The organism is uncultured Clostridium sp., from assembly GCF_934754925.1.
In the GTDB taxonomy this organism is placed as follows: domain Bacteria; phylum Bacillota; class Clostridia; order Clostridiales; family Clostridiaceae; genus Clostridium.
Genome location: NZ_CAKVJA010000006.1, coordinates 59,644 through 76,943, shown reverse-complemented (window position 1 = coordinate 76,943; position 17,300 = coordinate 59,644). Strand labels below are relative to the sequence as shown.

16 protein-coding genes, 5 tRNA genes, 1 pseudogene, 2 riboswitches and 1 other annotated feature are annotated in these 17,300 nt (G+C 27.8%); of the genes and pseudogenes, 17 read left to right on the top strand and 5 right to left on the bottom strand.

Features of this window, described 5'->3' with window-relative positions; all coding sequences use genetic code 11:
• From Q0G30_RS04220 to rpsD, 5 genes and pseudogenes are all read left to right on the top strand, one after another.
• Nucleotides 1–583 (top strand): annotated as a pseudogene (locus Q0G30_RS04220) (homoserine dehydrogenase); the annotation flags it as partial.
• A gap of 60 nt (nt 584–643) precedes the next feature.
• Nucleotides 644–1,216: a 5-formyltetrahydrofolate cyclo-ligase gene (locus tag Q0G30_RS04215; protein ID WP_294386938.1), complete on the top strand. Its 573-nt coding sequence runs from the start codon at nt 644–646 to the stop codon at nt 1,214–1,216.
• Nucleotides 1,217–1,288: 72 nt separating this feature from the next.
• Nucleotides 1,289–1,467: riboswitch (SAM riboswitch) on the top strand.
• Between the two features lie 218 nt (nt 1,468–1,685).
• A complete protein-coding gene (locus Q0G30_RS04210) occupies nt 1,686–2,963 on the top strand; it encodes an O-acetylhomoserine aminocarboxypropyltransferase/cysteine synthase family protein (protein WP_294386937.1) in 1,278 nt (425 codons plus the stop codon).
• 21 nt (nt 2,964–2,984) lie between these two features.
• Nucleotides 2,985–4,205 (top strand): homoserine dehydrogenase, encoded by a 1,221-nt coding sequence (locus Q0G30_RS04205; RefSeq protein WP_294386933.1) that lies wholly within the window; start codon nt 2,985–2,987, stop codon nt 4,203–4,205.
• 175 nt (nt 4,206–4,380) lie between these two features.
• Nucleotides 4,381–4,977, top strand: coding sequence for a 30S ribosomal protein S4 (gene rpsD / locus Q0G30_RS04200; protein ID WP_294386930.1), 597 nt, complete (start codon nt 4,381–4,383; stop codon nt 4,975–4,977).
• Nucleotides 4,978–5,153: 176 nt separating this feature from the next.
• On the opposite strand, the gene Q0G30_RS04195 is transcribed toward rpsD, so the two are convergent.
• Together Q0G30_RS04195 and thrS are read right to left on the bottom strand one after the other, a co-directional pair.
• Nucleotides 5,154–6,080, bottom strand: a complete 927-nt coding sequence (locus tag Q0G30_RS04195) for a M48 family metallopeptidase (protein ID WP_291657135.1) — start codon at nt 6,078–6,080, stop codon at nt 5,154–5,156.
• Nucleotides 6,081–6,234: 154 nt separating this feature from the next.
• Entirely contained in the window at nt 6,235–8,166 is a 1,932-nt protein-coding gene (gene thrS / locus Q0G30_RS04190; protein ID WP_294386928.1) for a threonine--tRNA ligase, read from the bottom strand.
• Nucleotides 8,167–8,421: 255 nt separating this feature from the next.
• Nucleotides 8,422–8,631 (bottom strand) — a binding site (T-box leader).
• 148 nt (nt 8,632–8,779) lie between these two features.
• Here thrS and Q0G30_RS04185 point away from each other — a divergent pair.
• From Q0G30_RS04185 to Q0G30_RS04170, 4 genes are all read left to right on the top strand, one after another.
• Nucleotides 8,780–9,016 (top strand): hypothetical protein, encoded by a 237-nt coding sequence (locus Q0G30_RS04185; RefSeq protein ID WP_294386926.1) that lies wholly within the window; start codon nt 8,780–8,782, stop codon nt 9,014–9,016.
• A gap of 57 nt (nt 9,017–9,073) precedes the next feature.
• Nucleotides 9,074–9,157: transfer RNA gene (locus Q0G30_RS04180), tRNA-Leu, on the top strand.
• Between the two features lie 3 nt (nt 9,158–9,160).
• Nucleotides 9,161–9,232, top strand: a tRNA-Gly gene (locus tag Q0G30_RS04175).
• Between the two features lie 103 nt (nt 9,233–9,335).
• Nucleotides 9,336–9,409, top strand: a tRNA-Gly gene (locus Q0G30_RS04170).
• Nucleotides 9,410–9,633: 224 nt separating this feature from the next.
• Here Q0G30_RS04170 and Q0G30_RS04165 read toward each other — a convergent pair.
• Entirely contained in the window at nt 9,634–10,035 is a 402-nt protein-coding gene (locus Q0G30_RS04165) for an HNH endonuclease signature motif containing protein (protein WP_294346624.1), read from the bottom strand.
• A 160-nt stretch (nt 10,036–10,195) separates the two neighbouring features.
• Here Q0G30_RS04165 and Q0G30_RS04160 point away from each other — a divergent pair, with 160 nt between their 5' ends.
• The 4 genes from Q0G30_RS04160 to Q0G30_RS04145 all read left to right on the top strand — a co-directional run bounded on the left by Q0G30_RS04160 (nt 10,196) and on the right by Q0G30_RS04145 (nt 12,822).
• The gene (locus Q0G30_RS04160; protein WP_294386923.1) at nt 10,196–10,870 is read left to right on the top strand and encodes a hypothetical protein; all 675 of its coding nucleotides are present in this window, start codon (nt 10,196–10,198) and stop codon (nt 10,868–10,870) included.
• Nucleotides 10,871–10,923: 53 nt separating this feature from the next.
• Nucleotides 10,924–10,997 (top strand) — tRNA-Gly (locus Q0G30_RS04155).
• Between the two features lie 20 nt (nt 10,998–11,017).
• Nucleotides 11,018–11,093, top strand: a tRNA-Lys gene (locus Q0G30_RS04150).
• Nucleotides 11,094–11,259: 166 nt separating this feature from the next.
• Nucleotides 11,260–11,424, top strand: a riboswitch (SAM riboswitch).
• An 84-nt stretch (nt 11,425–11,508) separates the two neighbouring features.
• A complete protein-coding gene (locus tag Q0G30_RS04145; protein WP_294386919.1) occupies nt 11,509–12,822 on the top strand; it encodes a Na+/H+ antiporter NhaC family protein in 1,314 nt (437 codons plus the stop codon).
• Nucleotides 12,823–12,890: 68 nt separating this feature from the next.
• On the opposite strand, the gene ispF is transcribed toward Q0G30_RS04145, so the two are convergent.
• Both ispF and Q0G30_RS04135 read right to left on the bottom strand, forming a co-directional pair.
• Nucleotides 12,891–13,361, bottom strand: coding sequence for a 2-C-methyl-D-erythritol 2,4-cyclodiphosphate synthase (gene ispF, locus Q0G30_RS04140; protein WP_294386916.1), 471 nt, complete (start codon nt 13,359–13,361; stop codon nt 12,891–12,893).
• Nucleotides 13,362–13,441: 80 nt separating this feature from the next.
• Entirely contained in the window at nt 13,442–13,630 is a 189-nt protein-coding gene (locus tag Q0G30_RS04135) for a hypothetical protein (RefSeq protein WP_294386913.1), read from the bottom strand.
• Nucleotides 13,631–13,758: 128 nt separating this feature from the next.
• Here Q0G30_RS04135 and Q0G30_RS04130 point away from each other — a divergent pair, with 128 nt between their 5' ends.
• From Q0G30_RS04130 to Q0G30_RS04115, 4 genes are all read left to right on the top strand, one after another.
• Nucleotides 13,759–14,349, top strand: a complete 591-nt coding sequence (locus tag Q0G30_RS04130; RefSeq protein ID WP_294386909.1) for a class D sortase — start codon at nt 13,759–13,761, stop codon at nt 14,347–14,349.
• Between the two features lie 14 nt (nt 14,350–14,363).
• Entirely contained in the window at nt 14,364–15,356 is a 993-nt protein-coding gene (locus tag Q0G30_RS04125; RefSeq protein ID WP_294386906.1) for an anti-sigma factor domain-containing protein, read from the top strand.
• A 66-nt stretch (nt 15,357–15,422) separates the two neighbouring features.
• Entirely contained in the window at nt 15,423–16,205 is a 783-nt protein-coding gene (gene rluF, locus Q0G30_RS04120; protein ID WP_294386904.1) for a 23S rRNA pseudouridine(2604) synthase RluF, read from the top strand.
• A 362-nt stretch (nt 16,206–16,567) separates the two neighbouring features.
• Nucleotides 16,568–17,296 carry a DUF3298 and DUF4163 domain-containing protein gene (locus Q0G30_RS04115; RefSeq protein WP_294386901.1) on the top strand — a complete coding sequence of 243 codons (729 nt, stop codon included), beginning with the start codon at nt 16,568–16,570 and terminating at the stop codon, nt 17,294–17,296.
• The last annotated feature ends 4 nt before the right edge of the window (nt 17,297–17,300 follow it).

Sequence of the window (17,300 nt, the reverse complement as noted above, 5' to 3'; positions counted from 1 at the left end):
GTGTACTACTGGAGGAGCATTGCCTTCAATTAATGGAGGATTATATGATGTTGCAGGTAGTGAGATAGAATTTATTGAGGGTATATTAAATGGAACGACAAATTATATATTAAGTAAAATGTCAATGGAGGAAGTTAGTTATGAAGAGGCTTTAATTCAAGCACAAAAAGATGGGATAGCAGAAACTAATCCAAGTCTTGATGTTTTAGGGTATGATACTGCGTGTAAGATACTTATATTAGCTAATGTTCTTATGGATGCAAATATAAAGTTAGAAGATATAGAAGTACAAGGTATAACAGGAATTAAATTAGAAACAATAAAAAGAGCTAGAAAAGAAAATAAAAAAATAAAATTAATAGGTAGAGTTTATATAGAAGATAATATGGTAAAGGCTTATGTAAGACCTATAGAAATTAAAGAAGATTATCCACTTTATTTTGTAGATTATAAAAATAAAGGGATTTATTTTAAGACAGATACATTAGGCGATATAAGTATTATTGGAGGAGCTTCTGGGACTATGAATGCGGCAGCATCAATATTAAGGGATATTATTTTAATTAAAGATAAGGTTTTATAATCATTTATTTAGGAATATAAAATAAGTAATATAATAAGGTTTATGGGAGAAGATAAAGATATGGATAAAAAAATTATAAGAGAAAAAATTATAAATAAAAGAAATAACTTATCTTTAGATATTAAAATTGAATATGATATCTCTATATTTAGTGAATTAATAAATAGTGAATTTTATAAAAATGCTAATAGAATATTTACGTATATAAGTTTTGGAAAAGAAGTTGATACTAAAGAATTTATAAAATATGCTTTAAATGATAATAAAAAAATTTATGTACCTAAGACAGATAAAGTTAAAAAAGAAATGATAGCAGTAAGAATTCACAGCTTAGATAACATGATTGTGGATAAGTGGGGAATATTAGAACCAAAACATGTGGATAAAGAAAATATATGTAAAAGCTTTGATTTAATAATAATGCCAGGTGTAGCCTTTGATAGAAAAGGAAATAGAATAGGGTATGGTGGAGGATATTATGATAAATATTTTTCACAAATTAAAGATGAAAGTAATAAGATGGTATTAGCTTATGATTTTCAAATAGTAAATAGTATCAAGAATGAAACCCATGATATTAAAGTAAATTATATAATAACTAATAATGAATTTATAAAAATTAATAAAATATAAAAAAAATAAATCAAAATACTTGAAATAATATTCCATATATGTATAATAAAGATAATAAATTAAATAACAAATCTTTTATTAAGAATGGTGGAGGGACTGGCCCTGAGAAACCTAGCAACCTGTCGTAAGTGACAAGTGGCAAGTGAATAGTTAATAATAAAGTTTTTAAATAACTTGAAACTTATTACTTGAAATTTGTAGCTGATTGATGTTGGTGCTAAATCCTGCAGGTTTAACCTGAGAAATGAGAGTATATATTAATAAATAAGCTTATTTAGCTATTTCTCATTATCTATAAAGGATAATAAGAAATAGCTTTTTTTGTACACCAAATTAGGGCATTTTGGATAATTATTAATATTGTTTGTTATCTATTAATAAAAGAGCAATAAGTATAAAAATTAAATGAAGGTAGAAGTATAGTAAGAAAATCTAAAAACTTCTAACTTACTAAAAGGGGGATTTATTTATGGCAATCAATTTAGGAAAAGGAACATTAGGAATTCATGGGGGATATTCACCAAAGTCAGGTGAGCCAAGAGTTTTACCTATTTATCAAAGTGCAACTTATAAGTATGATGATCCAGACACATTAGAAGCATTATTCGCATTAAAAGAAGATGGTCATTTATATAGTAGAATTTCTAATCCAACAGTTGGGGCATTAGAAGAAAAGTATGCAAAATTAGAGGGGGGAATTGGAGCAGTTGCAACAGCTTCAGGACAGTCAGCTATTCTTTATGCAATTTTAAATATTTGTAAGGCAGGAGATCACATTATTTCTGTAACATCGTTATATGGTGGAACAGTTAATTTATTTACAGTTCATTTAAAAAATTTAGGAATAGAAGTTTCTTTTGTTGATCCAGATGCATCAGAAGAAGAAATATTATCTAAGGCAAGGGAAAATACAAAAGCAATTTATGGGGAAACAATAGGGAATCCAGGATTAAATGTTTTAGATTTTGACAAGTTTGCTTCAGTTTCTAGGAAAATTAAGGTTCCATTTATTGTAGACAATACTGTAGCAACACCTTATCATTGCAATCCATTTGAACATGGGGCAAACATAGTTGTACACTCAACAACAAAGTATTCAGAAGGACATGCACAAACTATAGGTGGAATAGTTGTAGATGGAGGTAACTTTGATTGGACAAGTGGTGGATTTTCTGACTTTACAACGCCAGATGAAAGTTATCATGGAATAAAGTATGTTGAGACTTTTGGACAAGCAGCATATATAGTAAAGCTTAGAGTTACTATTTTAAGAGATTTAGGGGCATGTATGAGTCCGTTTAATGCTTATTTAACTAATTTAGGTTTAGAAACACTGCATTTAAGAATGGAAAGACATTCTAAAAATGCTTTAGAAATAGCTAACTGGTTAAAAACTCAAGATAAAATATCATGGGTTAATTATCCATTACTTGAAGGAAGCAAATATTATGATTTAGCTAAAAAGTATCTTAAAGGTGGAGCAAGTGGACTTTTAACATTCGGAGTTAAGGGTGGAATAGAAGAAGCTAAGGAATTTAGTAGAGGATTAAAGGTAATTGCTCTAGCAGTAACATTAGGGGATGCAAGAAGTTGTCTTTTACATCCAGCAACTACAAGTCATAGTCAGCTAAATGAAGAAGAATTGTTGGCAAGTGGTGTTACACCAGATTTATTAAGACTTTCTGTAGGAATAGAGGATGCAAAAGATTTAATTAATGATATTAGCCAATCATTAAAAGCTATATAAGAATTGAGTGGAGGAATAATTATGACTAAAGTAGCTATTATGGGATATGGAGTAGTAGGTAGTGGGCTTATTGAATTAATAGATAAAAATAGGGAAAACCATAGAAAAAATGAAATAATTATAACAAGTATTTTAGTGAAGAATAAAGAAAAACATATTGATTCAATTCATAAAGAAGTTATTACTACTAGTGTAGAGGAGTTTTTTTCTGCAGAAAGTGATGTTGTAATAGAAGTTATAGGTGGTCTTCATCCAGCTTATGATTATGTTAAAAATGCATTATCATTAAAGAAGCATGTAGTTACAGCTAATAAGGATTTAATAGCTACATTTGGTCATGAATTATTTCAATTAGCTAAGGAGAATAATGTTTCTTTAAAGTTTGAAGCTGCAGTAGCTGGGGGGATTCCTATAATAAAGCCATTAACTGAAAGCCTTTATGGAAATGGGATAAATAGCATAAGGGCAATACTAAATGGAACAACTAATTTTATATTAACTAAGATGGATAGAGAAAACTTATCTTATGAAGAGGCACTTAAAGAAGCACAAAAACTTGGGTTTGCAGAAGCTAATCCAGAATCAGATGTTATGGGATACGATGCTGCCAGAAAACTTGCAATACTATCAAGCTTAGCTTTTGATAAAAAGTTTCAATGGAGTGATATATCAATAGAAGGAATTACTAACATAGATGAAAATGATTTTAAATATGCTAGTAAGTTAAATTGTAAAATTAAACTTGTAGCAGAATCTTTTAAATGTAAAAAGGGAATATATACATCTGTAAAACCAATATTAGTAGATCAAGAAAGTATATTAGCTAATATTAATAATGAAGTTAATGCAGTTATTTTAAATGGAGATGAAATAGGGGAGTTATTATTTGTAGGTAAGGGTGCTGGAAAATTACCAACAGGAAGTGCTGTCTATAGTGATTTAAATGATATTATAAATAATAGATTTACTGATATTTATAGCTTTAGTAGAGAAGAAGCAAATGTGATTAAGTTTGCAAGTAAAACATGCAATTGTATATTAAGAATAAAAACATTAAATATAGACGAAACAATAAATAAATGTAGAGAAAATTTTAATAATATAAAGATTATAGATAAAAGTGTAAAAGGAGAAGTTGCAATTTTTATTGAATGTACTTCAGAAGCATATGTAGAAAAATTTATTGAGAAAATTAAAAATGAAAATTATTATAAAGAAGCAAAGAGGCTAATAGTTGCTTAGTAGCTAAAATAAATAAAAGACTGTATTTTAATTTTTATACAGTCTTTTATTGTTGGTTAAAAAATGTATATTTGTAAGAAATAAAATTTGATAATGATAATTATTTTCATTTACAAAAGGGAAATTATATGTTATATTATATTCAAGCTTAGAAATAATTTAAGGAGATGATTGTATGGCAAAGATGATGGGACCAAGATTTAAGCAGTGCAGACGATTAGGCTTAAATGTTTGTGGACATCCAAAAGCAATGAAAAGAGCAGCCAAGGGTACAGCAAGAAATGATAAAAAACTTTCTGACTATGGTACTCAATTATTAGAAAAGCAAAGATTAAGAGCTTATTATGGAGTTATGGAAAAACAATTTGCTAACTACTTTGAAAAAGCATCTAAATCAAAAGAATTAACAGGTCATGCTTTAATTAACTTATTAGAATGCAGATTAGATAATTTAGTTTATAGATTAGGTTTTGCAAATTCAATAAGACAAGCAAGACAAATGGTTGTACATGGTCATATTTTAGTTAATGGTAAAAAAGTTGATATTCCATCATTCAATGTTTCAGTTGGAGATGAAATCAAATTAAGAGAAAAGTCTCAAAAGAATCCTATGTTCAAAGAAAACTTTGAATCAAATATTCTTAATGTTTTACCATACTTAAGTAAAAATGAAGCTAATTTCTCTGGAGTTTTAGAAAGACTTCCTCAAAGAACTGAAGTTCCAATAGAAATTAATGAAGTTTTAGTTGTAGAGTATTATTCTAAAAACTAGTTAAAATCATCTTTCCTTTAAGGAAGAATTTTCTCTTAAAATTATATCTTGTATTATTTATAAGCCAATGTTGAATTTAAATAAGTTGTGTGAAAAGGAAAAGAGCTAATGTAATGTGCAGATTACATTAGCTTTTTTCTTATTTATAACTCATTAAGGTTAAAATTTGTAATTTGCTAATAAAGTTCTCCGCTTCCTTTTTCCATAATTAATGCTCTAATTCTTTTTGGTAATATTGGATGAGAACTTACTAAATTATTACACCATACAAAAAATCCTTTTATATCCTTACTATTTTCAATATAATCATAAACATCAATTTTCTTATAAAGATGCTTACCGGCAAATAAAGAAAATATGGCTTCAACACCACTATTACCAGTAACTTTTTGAGCAAGCCTATCACAGCTATATTCTCTGGCTCTAGATGCGGTAGTTCCTATTATAGGAATTAAAGTTGAAAATAAAATAAATAAATTATAAGAAAATGTAGCATGCTTATATCTTATATGAGCCAATTCATGAGCTATTATAAAATTAATAGATTCTAAATCATTATATTCTCTATAAGCAATTTCAAATAAATCACTATCTATTTCTATATATTGCTTATGAATTATAAATGCAGAAAAAGCATTCATAACACCATTTTGTTGAATTAAAAAAGCTTCAGGTATTTTTTTTAGACCTAGCTTATTAGAGTATTCAGAAATATTATAGTATATTTCTGGAAAGTTATTTTCAGTTATCTTTATTGCTCTAGATCTATATTTTGCATAATAGAGATTTACTCCAAAAGGAAAAGCAATTATTACTATTAATCCTGTTATTAGTAGTTGAAGTTCTGTTGGAAAATTACTTAAAGCAGAACTAGGAGAGATTACAACATTTGCATAGGCAGAAGGATCGGAAAAAGATTCTTTTAAAGTATTAGGTAAGGTATTATAATTATGAATATTTATAATACAAAAAATTATTACTGAAATTATTATAATTAAGTTAATAAATACTAGAATTCCATACCACTTTTTTTCGGATTTATGTCTACAATTTTCAATTTCTTCTTTAGTTAATTTTAAATTATTATTTTCATTAAATCTCAAAATTAATCAATCCTTTTATACTAAATACTTCATATATATAATGATATACAAATTAATAAATTTTATGTTAATTGCATATAAAACAATATATTAAAATTATAAAATTAAATAAAAAAACATGATAAGCAAAATATACTTATCATGTTTAGTAAAATTATCTTTCTTTATTAGCTATTTCAGAAGTGATTCTAGAAACAAATGCATCTAAAGCCATTGCTCCTTCATCATCATTCTTTCTGCTTCTTACAGAAACTTCATTGTTAGCAGCTTCCTTTTCACCTACAACTAAGATATAAGGAACTCTTTCAAGTCTAGCTTCTCTAATTTTATAACCAATTTTTTCAACTCTGTGGTCAGCTTCAACTCTAACACCATTACTTCTTAAAGTTTTAACTACTTCGTTAGCATAATCAGCGTATTTATCTGATAGTGGAAGAACTTTAGCTTGAACTGGAGACATCCAAGTTGGGAAAGCACCAGCATACTTTTCAATTAAAGTAGCAATAGTTCTTTCGTAGCATCCAATTGATGATCTATGAATAACAAATGGTATTTTCTTTTCACCATCTTTATCTATATAAGTCATACCAAGTCTTTCACCTAAAGCAAAGTCGATTTGAACAGTGATTATTGTATCTTCTTTTCCATGAACATTCTTAGATTGAATATCAAGTTTTGGACCATAGAATGCTGCTTCACCTTCAGCTTCAACATAATCAATTCCTAAATGATCTAAGATAGTTCTCATTTGGTTTTGAGTAGCTTCCCAAGCTTCTGGGTTATTTATATATTTTTCTGTGTTTGTCGGATCCCATTTAGAGAATCTGTAAGAGATATCTTCAGAGATTCCTAAAGTTTCCATAACATAGTTTATTAAATCAACAACTTCTTTAAACTCATCTTCTAATTGTTCTGGAGTACAGATTATATGACCTTCTGATAAAGTGAATTGTCTAACTCTAGTAAGACCATGCATTTCACCTGAAGCTTCTTTTCTGAATAGAGTAGAAGTTTCAGCATATCTTATTGGAAGATCTCTATAGCTGTGTTGTTCTGCATTATAAACAGTAAATTGGAATGGGCAAGTCATTGGTCTTAACGCCATAACTTCAGCATCTTTTTCCTCATCACCTAATACAAACATACCATCTTTATAGTGGCTCCAGTGCCCAGAAGCTACGAATAAGTCATTCTTAGACATAAATGGAGTCTTAGTTAAAACGTAACCTCTCTTTTCTTCTTCATCTTCAATCCATCTTTGAAGAGTTTGGAATAATTTAGCTCCCTTAGGCATGAATAGAGGAAGACCTTGACCTACTTTTTCGTCAGTAGTAAATATTCCAAGTTCTCTACCTAATTTGTTATGATCTCTCTTTTTAGCTTCTTCTAAAGCTTCTAAATGAGCATCTAAATCAGCTTTCTTTAAGAATGCAGTTCCGTATATTCTAGAAAGCATTTTGTTCTTTTCATCACCTTTCCAGTAAGCACCAGCACTTCTTATAAGTTTAATAGCTTTAATATTCTTTAATGATAATACGTGAGGTCCTGCACAAAGGTCAGTGAAATCACCTATTTTATAGAAAGAAATAACTTCACCTTCTGGAAGATCAGTTATTAATTCAACTTTGTAAGGTTCATCCTTCATAAGTTCTAAAGCTTCATTTCTAGGAAGTTCAAATCTTTCGATTTGAGGATTTTCTTTTATTATTTTTTTCATTTCAGCTTCGATTTTTTCTAAATCATCAGCAGAAAAAGGTTTTTCTACATCGAAATCATAGTAGAATCCGTTAGCAATTGCAGGTCCAATAGCAATCTTAGCTTCTGGGAATAATCTTTTAACTGCAGCTGCAAGTACATGAGAAATACTGTGTCTTACAGTATCTTTCCCTTCTTGAGAATCAAAAGTACAAATTTCTAATTCACAATCTTCATTTAAAGTTGTTCTTAAATCTACAACCTTACCATTAACTATTCCGCATTGAGCAACTCTTGCTAAACCTTCGCTTATTGCTTTAGCCACGTCTAAAACTGATGATCCACTTTCAACTTCTTTGATTGATCCATCTTTTAAAGTAATTTTTATCATTTTTTATATCTCCCTTCATTCAAGTTAAATTAAAAATATTTTATTTTGTTAATTAAACTTATTTATTTAATTGAATATGACCATAAGTTTAATTTTTTTATATTTAGGAGTGAATAAGCAATAAAAAGAGTTAAAGTGTTTGTGTAGCTGTTTTTAAGTTAACTCTAAATAAAATTATCTTTATCCTAAATATATAATAGTAATTTACTGTATAAAAAAAGCTCTTCGTCGCTTTTCTTATACAAAACAGTATAGAAAAGGGACGAGAGCATTATAATTCCCGCGGTTCCACCCTTAATTGTCTACAATAGACCACTTAAGTAAACATCGTAACGTGATGCAACGGACTTGATTAGAGTCTCTCAGAGGTAGTCTTCAATTAATTTCATTTAAAAATGCTTACAGCTAATGCATTTTCTCTCTGTAAATGAAGGTTTAATTTACTCGTCTCTTCATCGAATTAAAATAATTTACAATTTTACTTAACAATAATTATAATTATATGACTTTGTAATGTCAATAAAGCGAAAGGCAAAATATTTTATCTAATAAGTCATATTATTAAGTAAAGCAACATATTATTGAGTAAATTAAAGTTTAAGGAGTGGGTCTTATGTATAATTATAATTCAATTGAATTTTCTTCTTATGATTGGCTTCAATACTTTTCAAGTAGGTCTAACCATTGGGTATTAAGATATTGGAGAAATAATGGAGAAGAGTTTTTTAATAGATTTACGATAATAACTGATAAAAGATTATTCATAATAGGGGATAAGGAGAGAGGAAATACTTATGAATTCAGAAAACCATTAGGAGAAGCTTTTGTTCAACTTAATATGGGAATATAAAAAAAGTAAAATACATTGAATTTTCTTACAAAATATGGTAATATATAAATAGTAGATGCAGATGTGGCGGAATTGGCAGACGCACTAGACTTAGGATCTAGCGCCAATGGTGTAAGGGTTCGACTCCCTTCATCTGCACCATTTGCGAAAGTGGCTCAATGGCAGAGCATCACCTTCCCAAGGTGGACGTTGCGGGTTCGAGTCCCGTCTTTCGCTTCATAATAAAAATATTTATATAAATTTTAAAAAATATGTTGACAACCTATAATGATTATAATATAATTTAAATTGTTCAAGGGAACTTAATAAAAATAAATATGCGGGTATCGTATATCGGTAATACTCCAGCCTTCCAAGCTGGAAAGGTGGGTTCGATTCCCACTACCCGCTCCATGTTGAAGCTGTGTTTTTCACAGCTTTTTTTGTTTTCTTAAAATATTACATTAGTAAAATGACTTCTTGAATAATATGAAGGGTTATAAATAATTTATTATAATAAAATTTAAAATAGTTAAAATAATATTATAGTATTAGATATAACAGGTAAATTTATCGCAAAAAAAAGTAGTAGAATAAGAAATCTTATTTCATACTACTATAATTTCAAAAATTTAATATTAAAGAGCATCTATTAATAAATCTAAAGCTAGCTCCTCTAAAGTATCTACAGTATATCTGACACAACCCATTAAAGTAAAGATTATATCATCTTTTTTATATCCTTCCTTATATCTCTTGAGATTTTTTAATAATCTTTTTAAAGAGTTATTATGGATACCTAAAATTTGTGATATTTCTTTTGGAGAATAATACTCTTTTGGAAGAATGCTGTACAATTTAGTTTGCATATCAACTTTATATTGAAGATCAACAAACTGATTTTGATGCGGACCATTTTTGCCTCTATGATGCAAAGCACATAAATATTTGTAGTTTATCTCAATATCAAAACCACCTTCACTCCTATGAATAATATGATGAATATCCGCTTTATTTCCACATATCTCACAATTGTACAATGGATTGCCCCCTTTAATCCTTTTATTATATTATAATCTAAATTGTGCGAAATATCAAATTTACGTAACTTTAAACCATTCCTATTGATTAATTTTGGTATAAAGTGTTAGTATTAATATATAGTATATTATATTAAAAATTATGAAGAAAGGTGATAATGTGAGGCAAAATTATAATTCTTTTGATTATTGGAAAGAACTAATTAGTGAAAATAGAACTATTAGAGGACATATGCTTATGCATAAACTGCCAACAGATAAGAGCCTTTATATCCACACGTTAATCTTTTGTAGAGAAAATGGATTAAATAATATATGGGGGTATTTGCCAGATGATAAGGCTTTAATAGGATATATTCAATATTCTTTTTTACCAGAAGCTTTTTATATATGGATTAACTCTAAAAATGGATCTGTGCAAGCAATTCCTATAAAATCTGCAGAGCAGGTGATAAGTGATGGAGAAAAAGATAAAAAAATTACTAAAGAAGAAGCAACAAAGATGAGAAATCATCTTAATATGATTAAGAAGTGCTGGGATTTACCAAAAGGTAAATTAATTTTAGAACTAAAGAAATTTGTAAGAGATTTTAATAGAACTTGGTATGGAGATAGCAGTGAATTTTTATATTTAAAAATATTTGAGAAACCAGAGGAACTTGGTAAATTTGTTTTAGAATCAAGTTATATGTCCGGTAGCCAAGAGGAGATTAGAGAAAAAATAAATGAAGATACGACAAATTGGTTAGAAATATGTAAAAAAGCTACTACTAATAAGAAAATAGGGGAGCAATTTAGAGAAATATTACAAAAAAATCTTACAGAAGTAATATAAAAAAACTTGACAGTATAATCAATATTTATTATAATTATTACTGTCAAGAGCATGCGGGTATCGTATATCGGTAATACTCCAGCCTTCCAAGCTGGAAAGGTGGGTTCGATTCCCACTACCCGCTCCATTTTTTTTAAAAATTTTTATGCGCTATTAGCTCAGTTGGTAGAGCACCTGACTCTTAATCAGGGTGTCCCCGGTTCGAACCCGTGATGGCGCACCATAAAAAAGGAAGTAATTAATATTACTTCCTTTTTTTATTATAAATAAATTAATAAATTATAAATTTTATAAAAAAGAAATTTTTCTATACAAATATTATAGGAAAATTTTTTTAGTTGACATTAATTTATTAATTTGTTAATCTTATTTATGAAAATTGAAAAATTAGCTTATCAAGAGTGGTGGAGGGACTGGCCCTATGAAGCCCGGCAACCTGTCATAAGTGACAAGGGGACAAGTAATAAGTGACAAGTCGTTAAATTTTAACTTGTTACTTAGAATCTGTAACTTGTTACTACTAGAATGTGGTGCTAAATCCTGATAGATGAGAGAAATATATGTAATTTTGATAATTATGCTTCTGAGTTTCTCGGAAGCTTTTTTATTAAGAATAATTATTATAGGAGGAATTAGTAATGAACAAAAGAGGAAACGGATGGGCGTTATTACCGTTACTTGTATTTGTAATTGTTTATGTAGCATCAGCTTTATTAGCTAAGGATTTTTATGCAGTTTCAGTAATAGTTCCATTTTTAGCGTCAGCGTTAGTGGCGTTAATAATGAATAGAAAAGTAAAGTTTGAAGAAAAAATAGAGATGTTCTGTAAGGGGGCAGGAAATAGTAATATTATTTTAATGGTATTAATATTTATACTTGCAGGAGCTTTTGCACAAGTTGCAAAGTCAATGGGGGCAGTTGATTCAACTGTAAATTTAGGTTTATCTATACTTCCAAGTAATATAATGATTGCAGGTATATTTATAATTGCTTGTTTTATATCATTATCAGTTGGAACATCAATGGGAACAATAGTGGCGTTAGTACCGATTGCTGTTGGTGTTGCAGAGAAGACAGGAATACTTACAGCTGTGGCTGTTTCATCAGTAGTTTGTGGAGCAATGTTTGGTGATAATTTATCTATGATTTCAGATACAACTATTGCTGCTACTAGAACTCAAGGGTGCGAGCTGAAGGATAAGTTTAAAATGAACTTTAAGATAGTATTACCAGCAGCTATTATTACAGCTTTTATATTTGTGTTAATAACAAAAAATGCAGGGGTAACTAGTGTTGAAGCGTTAGATTACAGCTTAATTAAGATAGTTCCTTATATAGCTGTTATAATTGGAGCATTAGTTGGATTAAATGTTATTGTAGTTTTACTAGGTGGAATAGTAATAGCTGGAGTTATAGGATTTATCGGGGGAAGTTTTGATTTATTAGGTTTCTTTGGAGCAATAGCAGATGGTATTGGAGGAATGAGTGAACTTATAATAATATCAATTTTAATTTCAGGTACTATAGAAATTATAAAATATAATGGTGGAATAGACTTTATAATAAATAAGGGATTAAGAGGATTTAAGAGTAAAATGGGAGCAGAGCTTGGTATTGCTGCATTGGTAAGCTTAGTAGATATTTGTACAGCAAATAATACAGTTGCGATAGTTACAGTAGGACCTATAGCTAAAGATATATCAGATGAGGTAGGGCTTGAGCCTAAAAGAGTTGCAGGTATTATGGATATGTTCTCATGTGTATTCCAAGGGGTTATACCATATGGAGCACAACTTATATCAGCAGCTGGGTTAGCAGCACTTTCTCCTTTTGCAATAATGAAATATTTATTTTATCCATATTTAATGGGTATTTCAGCTGTTATAGCAATTGTTTGGTATCACAGAAAAAAGGAAAATAAAGTTGTAGTTAAAGAGAAAAAGGTAGTTTAAAAATTAAGAGTTGCTGTGCAACTCTTAATTTTTTTATAAGTAAGATATTATTAAATAAATTAATCTTATTAATTAAAAAGTAAACAAATAGATTGAGAAGAAATGCCAAGTCCTTCACCGGTAAAGCCAAGCCCTTCCTCTGTAGTTGCTTTAACGTTTATTTGATCTATTGATATATTTAAAGCAGAGGCAATATTTTCTCTCATTTTAGGTATATGAGGAGCCATTTTAGGCTTTTGAGCAATTATTGTTGCATCTATATTTCCAATTTTATAATTATGTTTAGTTAAAAGATTACCAACATGTTTTAAAAGTTCAATGCTAGATATTCCTTTGTATTTAGAGTCGGTATCAGGAAAGTGTTTTCCTATATCGCCTAGTGAAGCGGCACCAAGTAAAGAATCCATTATTGCATGTAATAATACATCTGCATCTGAATGACCTAATAAACCAAGTTCATAAGGAATTTTAACTCCACCTAGAATTAAATTCCTTTCTTCAACTAATTTATGTACGTCATATCCCATTCCTATTCTCATTAAATCACCTCATTAAATTTTTTAAGTATATTTTATCATAAAGATGAATTATGAATATAACAAAAATGGGATATTTATAATTAATAGTTAGAAGTTTTACGATTGTTATATGAAGACGATTTTTTATTTCTAGAAAGTTTTATTCTAGTTGGTAATATAGTAAATACCCTTGAGTAAAGCTTATAGAAAAATAAAACAGTTTTTGAATTTATTTTTTTTCTTTTGAATATGAAATCGATATAAATAACATTATCCTTATTATATTTCATAAACTCCCCCATATAATTTACATTAAAATGTATTAATGTTTTTTTAATGCTTTATGTTATAATATATGTATAAAAAATTATATATGAACAAAAAAAGGAAAATAATATTATTTTTAGGGGTGGAATATATGGGAAAATTTAGAAGGATATTTGGTGTCACTTTAATTCTTATAGGTATTGGAATAATAGGAAGTGTTGCTTATAAAAAAATAGTTACTTCACATAAGCAAAATGAATTATTACAGGTTTTTGAAAATCAACTTTCAGAAGCAAAAAATGAAGAAGATAGTGAATCAGTAAGCTTAGAAGCTATAAACGGGTATACACCAATAGCTATAATGGAAATACCGTCAATTAAGTTAAAGCAACCAGTTGTAGACGGAACTGGTGAAGATGTAATTAAATACTTTTTAGGGAGATTTCCTGAATTGGCCATGCCTGGAGAGGTAGGAAATTTCGCTGTGGCTGGGCATAGAGTTTCTGATTTTACTGATGCATTTATAAATTTATATAAAGTTAAAGTAGGAGATGAAGTTATCGTTACAACTAAGGATGGAAGATTTACTTATCAAGTTGATAATAGTTTCATAGTAGATCCCGATCAAGTTGAGGTTTTAGATGATGCAGATTATGAGAAAATTACTTTAATAACATGCACTATAGGGTCTAAAAGAAGAGTTATAGTAACAGGAAAACTAATAGAAAGAGAAGATTTGTAATGGTTGGAGGGCAAATGGACAAGTTTCATAAGAATAAATACAGATTTTCTTCAATAAAATCACTAATATTAATTAGTGATGAGATAATAGAATTGAGAAATCAGCAAATAATAATGTTTAATTCAGAATTATTAAGATATAAAGTATTAGTAAAAGATTTAATTAAAGATAATGTAAGTTATTCAATAAGAAATGAGTTGCTAAATATAGCAATGTTCATAACTACTAATAGTGAGTTATATGATAAATTTATAAATGAAGGAGATATTCCAGTAAATGCAGTATGCATGGCAACTAGAACAACTTCAAAGTATATAAAAAAGTATAGAGAGTATATAATTGCTTATACTCTAATATTAGGAAACCCAGAATATAAAAATTTACAAGATTATATTCAAATAGTTGAAAATACAGATGAAGATTTAGGAAAAGATATAGTTGAATATGAAGAGAGTCTAGGAATTGAAGGAATAGTTTTTGAAAATAATAAAAAGAATGCTATTGTAATGACATCTCTAGGTGAGTTTAAAAAACTTAAATTAAAAGAACCTTGTTTTAAAGGGGAAGAAATAAAATCTATAGAAAAAAAAGGCTTAAAGGATTATAAATTATATGTATCTATTATATCTATTTTTGCATTAATTTTTGTTTTATCTATAATATATAAATATAATAATATAGTTAGCACAGTAGTGGTGGAAACTACTTCAACAATTAAAATAGAAATAAATGGATTTAATAGAGTTTTAAATATTAGTTCGCCTACTGAAAAAGGAAAAACATTAATTTCAGAAACTAGTGTGTTAGATAATAATATTGATGAAGCAGTATATAAAATAATAGAATATGCTAGTGAAAATGAAATGGTAAAAAGCTCAGGAATAGTTGTAACAATTACTGGGAAAGCTTTAAAACATAATACTTTAGATAAAACTGCTGATTTTATTTATAAAAAAGATTTAAAAGTAAGATTTAATAATGCTGGTTCTGAACATAAATTAAATTAAGTAGGATATAATTTATTAAAAGGTTAATTTATAATTTAAAATTAAGAAAAACAAAGGAAGGTAAATATGCAACAAAGGTCTATAAAAAAGAAAAATGTGATTGTTCATAATGATAGAGGAGATACTATTAGATTAAATAAGTATATAAGTGAATCAGGCTTTTGTTCAAGAAGAGAGGCAGATAAGTTAATAGAAAGTGGATTAGTTACTATTGATGGCGTTAAAGCTACTATGGGAACTAAGGTATCAAAAGGTCAAAAGGTTAAAGTAAACGGAAAACTAATATCAAAGGATGAAGATTTAGTTTACATAGTATTAAATAAACCTGTAGGAATTACTTGTACAACAGAGCATAAAGTAAAAGGTAATATAGTTGATTTTGTCAATCATAAAAAAAGGATATTTCCAATAGGAAGATTAGATAAGGATTCTCAAGGATTAATATTTATGACTAATGATGGTGATATAGTTAATAAAATATTAAGAGCAGGAAATAATCATGAAAAAGAATATATAGTAACTGTTAATAAACCTATTAATGAAGAGTTTGTAAAAAGAATGAGTAACGGAATTAAAATTTTAGGTCAAGTTACAAAAAAGTGTTATGTTAAAAAAGAAGGAAATAATACATTCAGAATAATATTAACTCAAGGCTTAAATAGACAAATAAGAAGAATGTGTGAAGCATTAGGATATGAAGTTGTGAAGTTAAAAAGAATTAGAATAATGAATATAAATTTAGGTGAATTAAGAATTGGTGAATGGAGAGATTTAACTTATAAAGAACTGAAAGGTTTAAATAATTTAATATCAACATCTGGGAAAACAAAAGAAGTAGATGAAGAATAATACTTAAAGTGGTATTAAATATAGTTAAATAAAATTTATCTAATATAAAATTTAGCCATAATATAATGATAAAAATAAAATTTTATTATTATATTATGGTTTATTTTTTTATTTAATGTTTAGATTATAGATATTTTATAAATACTATATATAGGCTGTGGATAAACTTAATATGAAATAAAATTTAAATATGAAATAAATTTATAGAATTAACAAAAACTAGAGGTTACGCACATAATTCACAGGTAGCTGTGGATAACTTGTTAAAAAAATGTTGATATATAGGTTAATAATTATTAGATTTATTGTAGATAATAATAAAATAAGTGTAAAATTTAGCGAATATAGAGGAGGGAGATTTTATGAAATGGCTAAAAATGTGGTTTTTAGTAATATTAATGTTGCTAATAAATATCGTGAGTTATCCACAGGCTATGTTGAAAACTAGTGAATTGAATGAAGATAATTCTAAGATAAAGATTGTGGATAAAATATATAAGTCAAAAAATGATTATTTAGACATTAATGTAGTTATTCCACAGATAAATGGTATCAGCAATAAAGAAAAAGAAGAAATAGTCAATAATGAAATTATAAGGTGGACAGAAAATTGGATTAATGAAGTTAAACAGATTGCAGATGAATATTTTAAGAATAAGATAGCACCGTTAATGCCATATCAATTATATGCTAGATATAAGGTTACTAACAATTCCGATATTATTAGTTTTTATATAGATTATTATCAATTTTCAGGTGGAGCTCATGGTATAACAAATAGAATTGCTTATAATGTAGAAAAATTAACTGGTAATGAAATTCAACTAAAAGATATATTTAAAGATAATTACAATTATAAAGATGTAATTAATAAAGAAATAAATAGACAAATAAGTAAAGATCCAGATAGATATTTTACTGGAAAGGATGGATTCAATGGAATAGTAGATAATCAAAATTTTTATATAAAGAATAATACAGTTGTAATTTATTTCGGATTATATGAAATAGCACCATATGCATCAGGAATATCAGAATTTATTATTTCTAATAATCTTTTTGAAGGAAATTTAAAGTATGGTAAAATGTAATAAA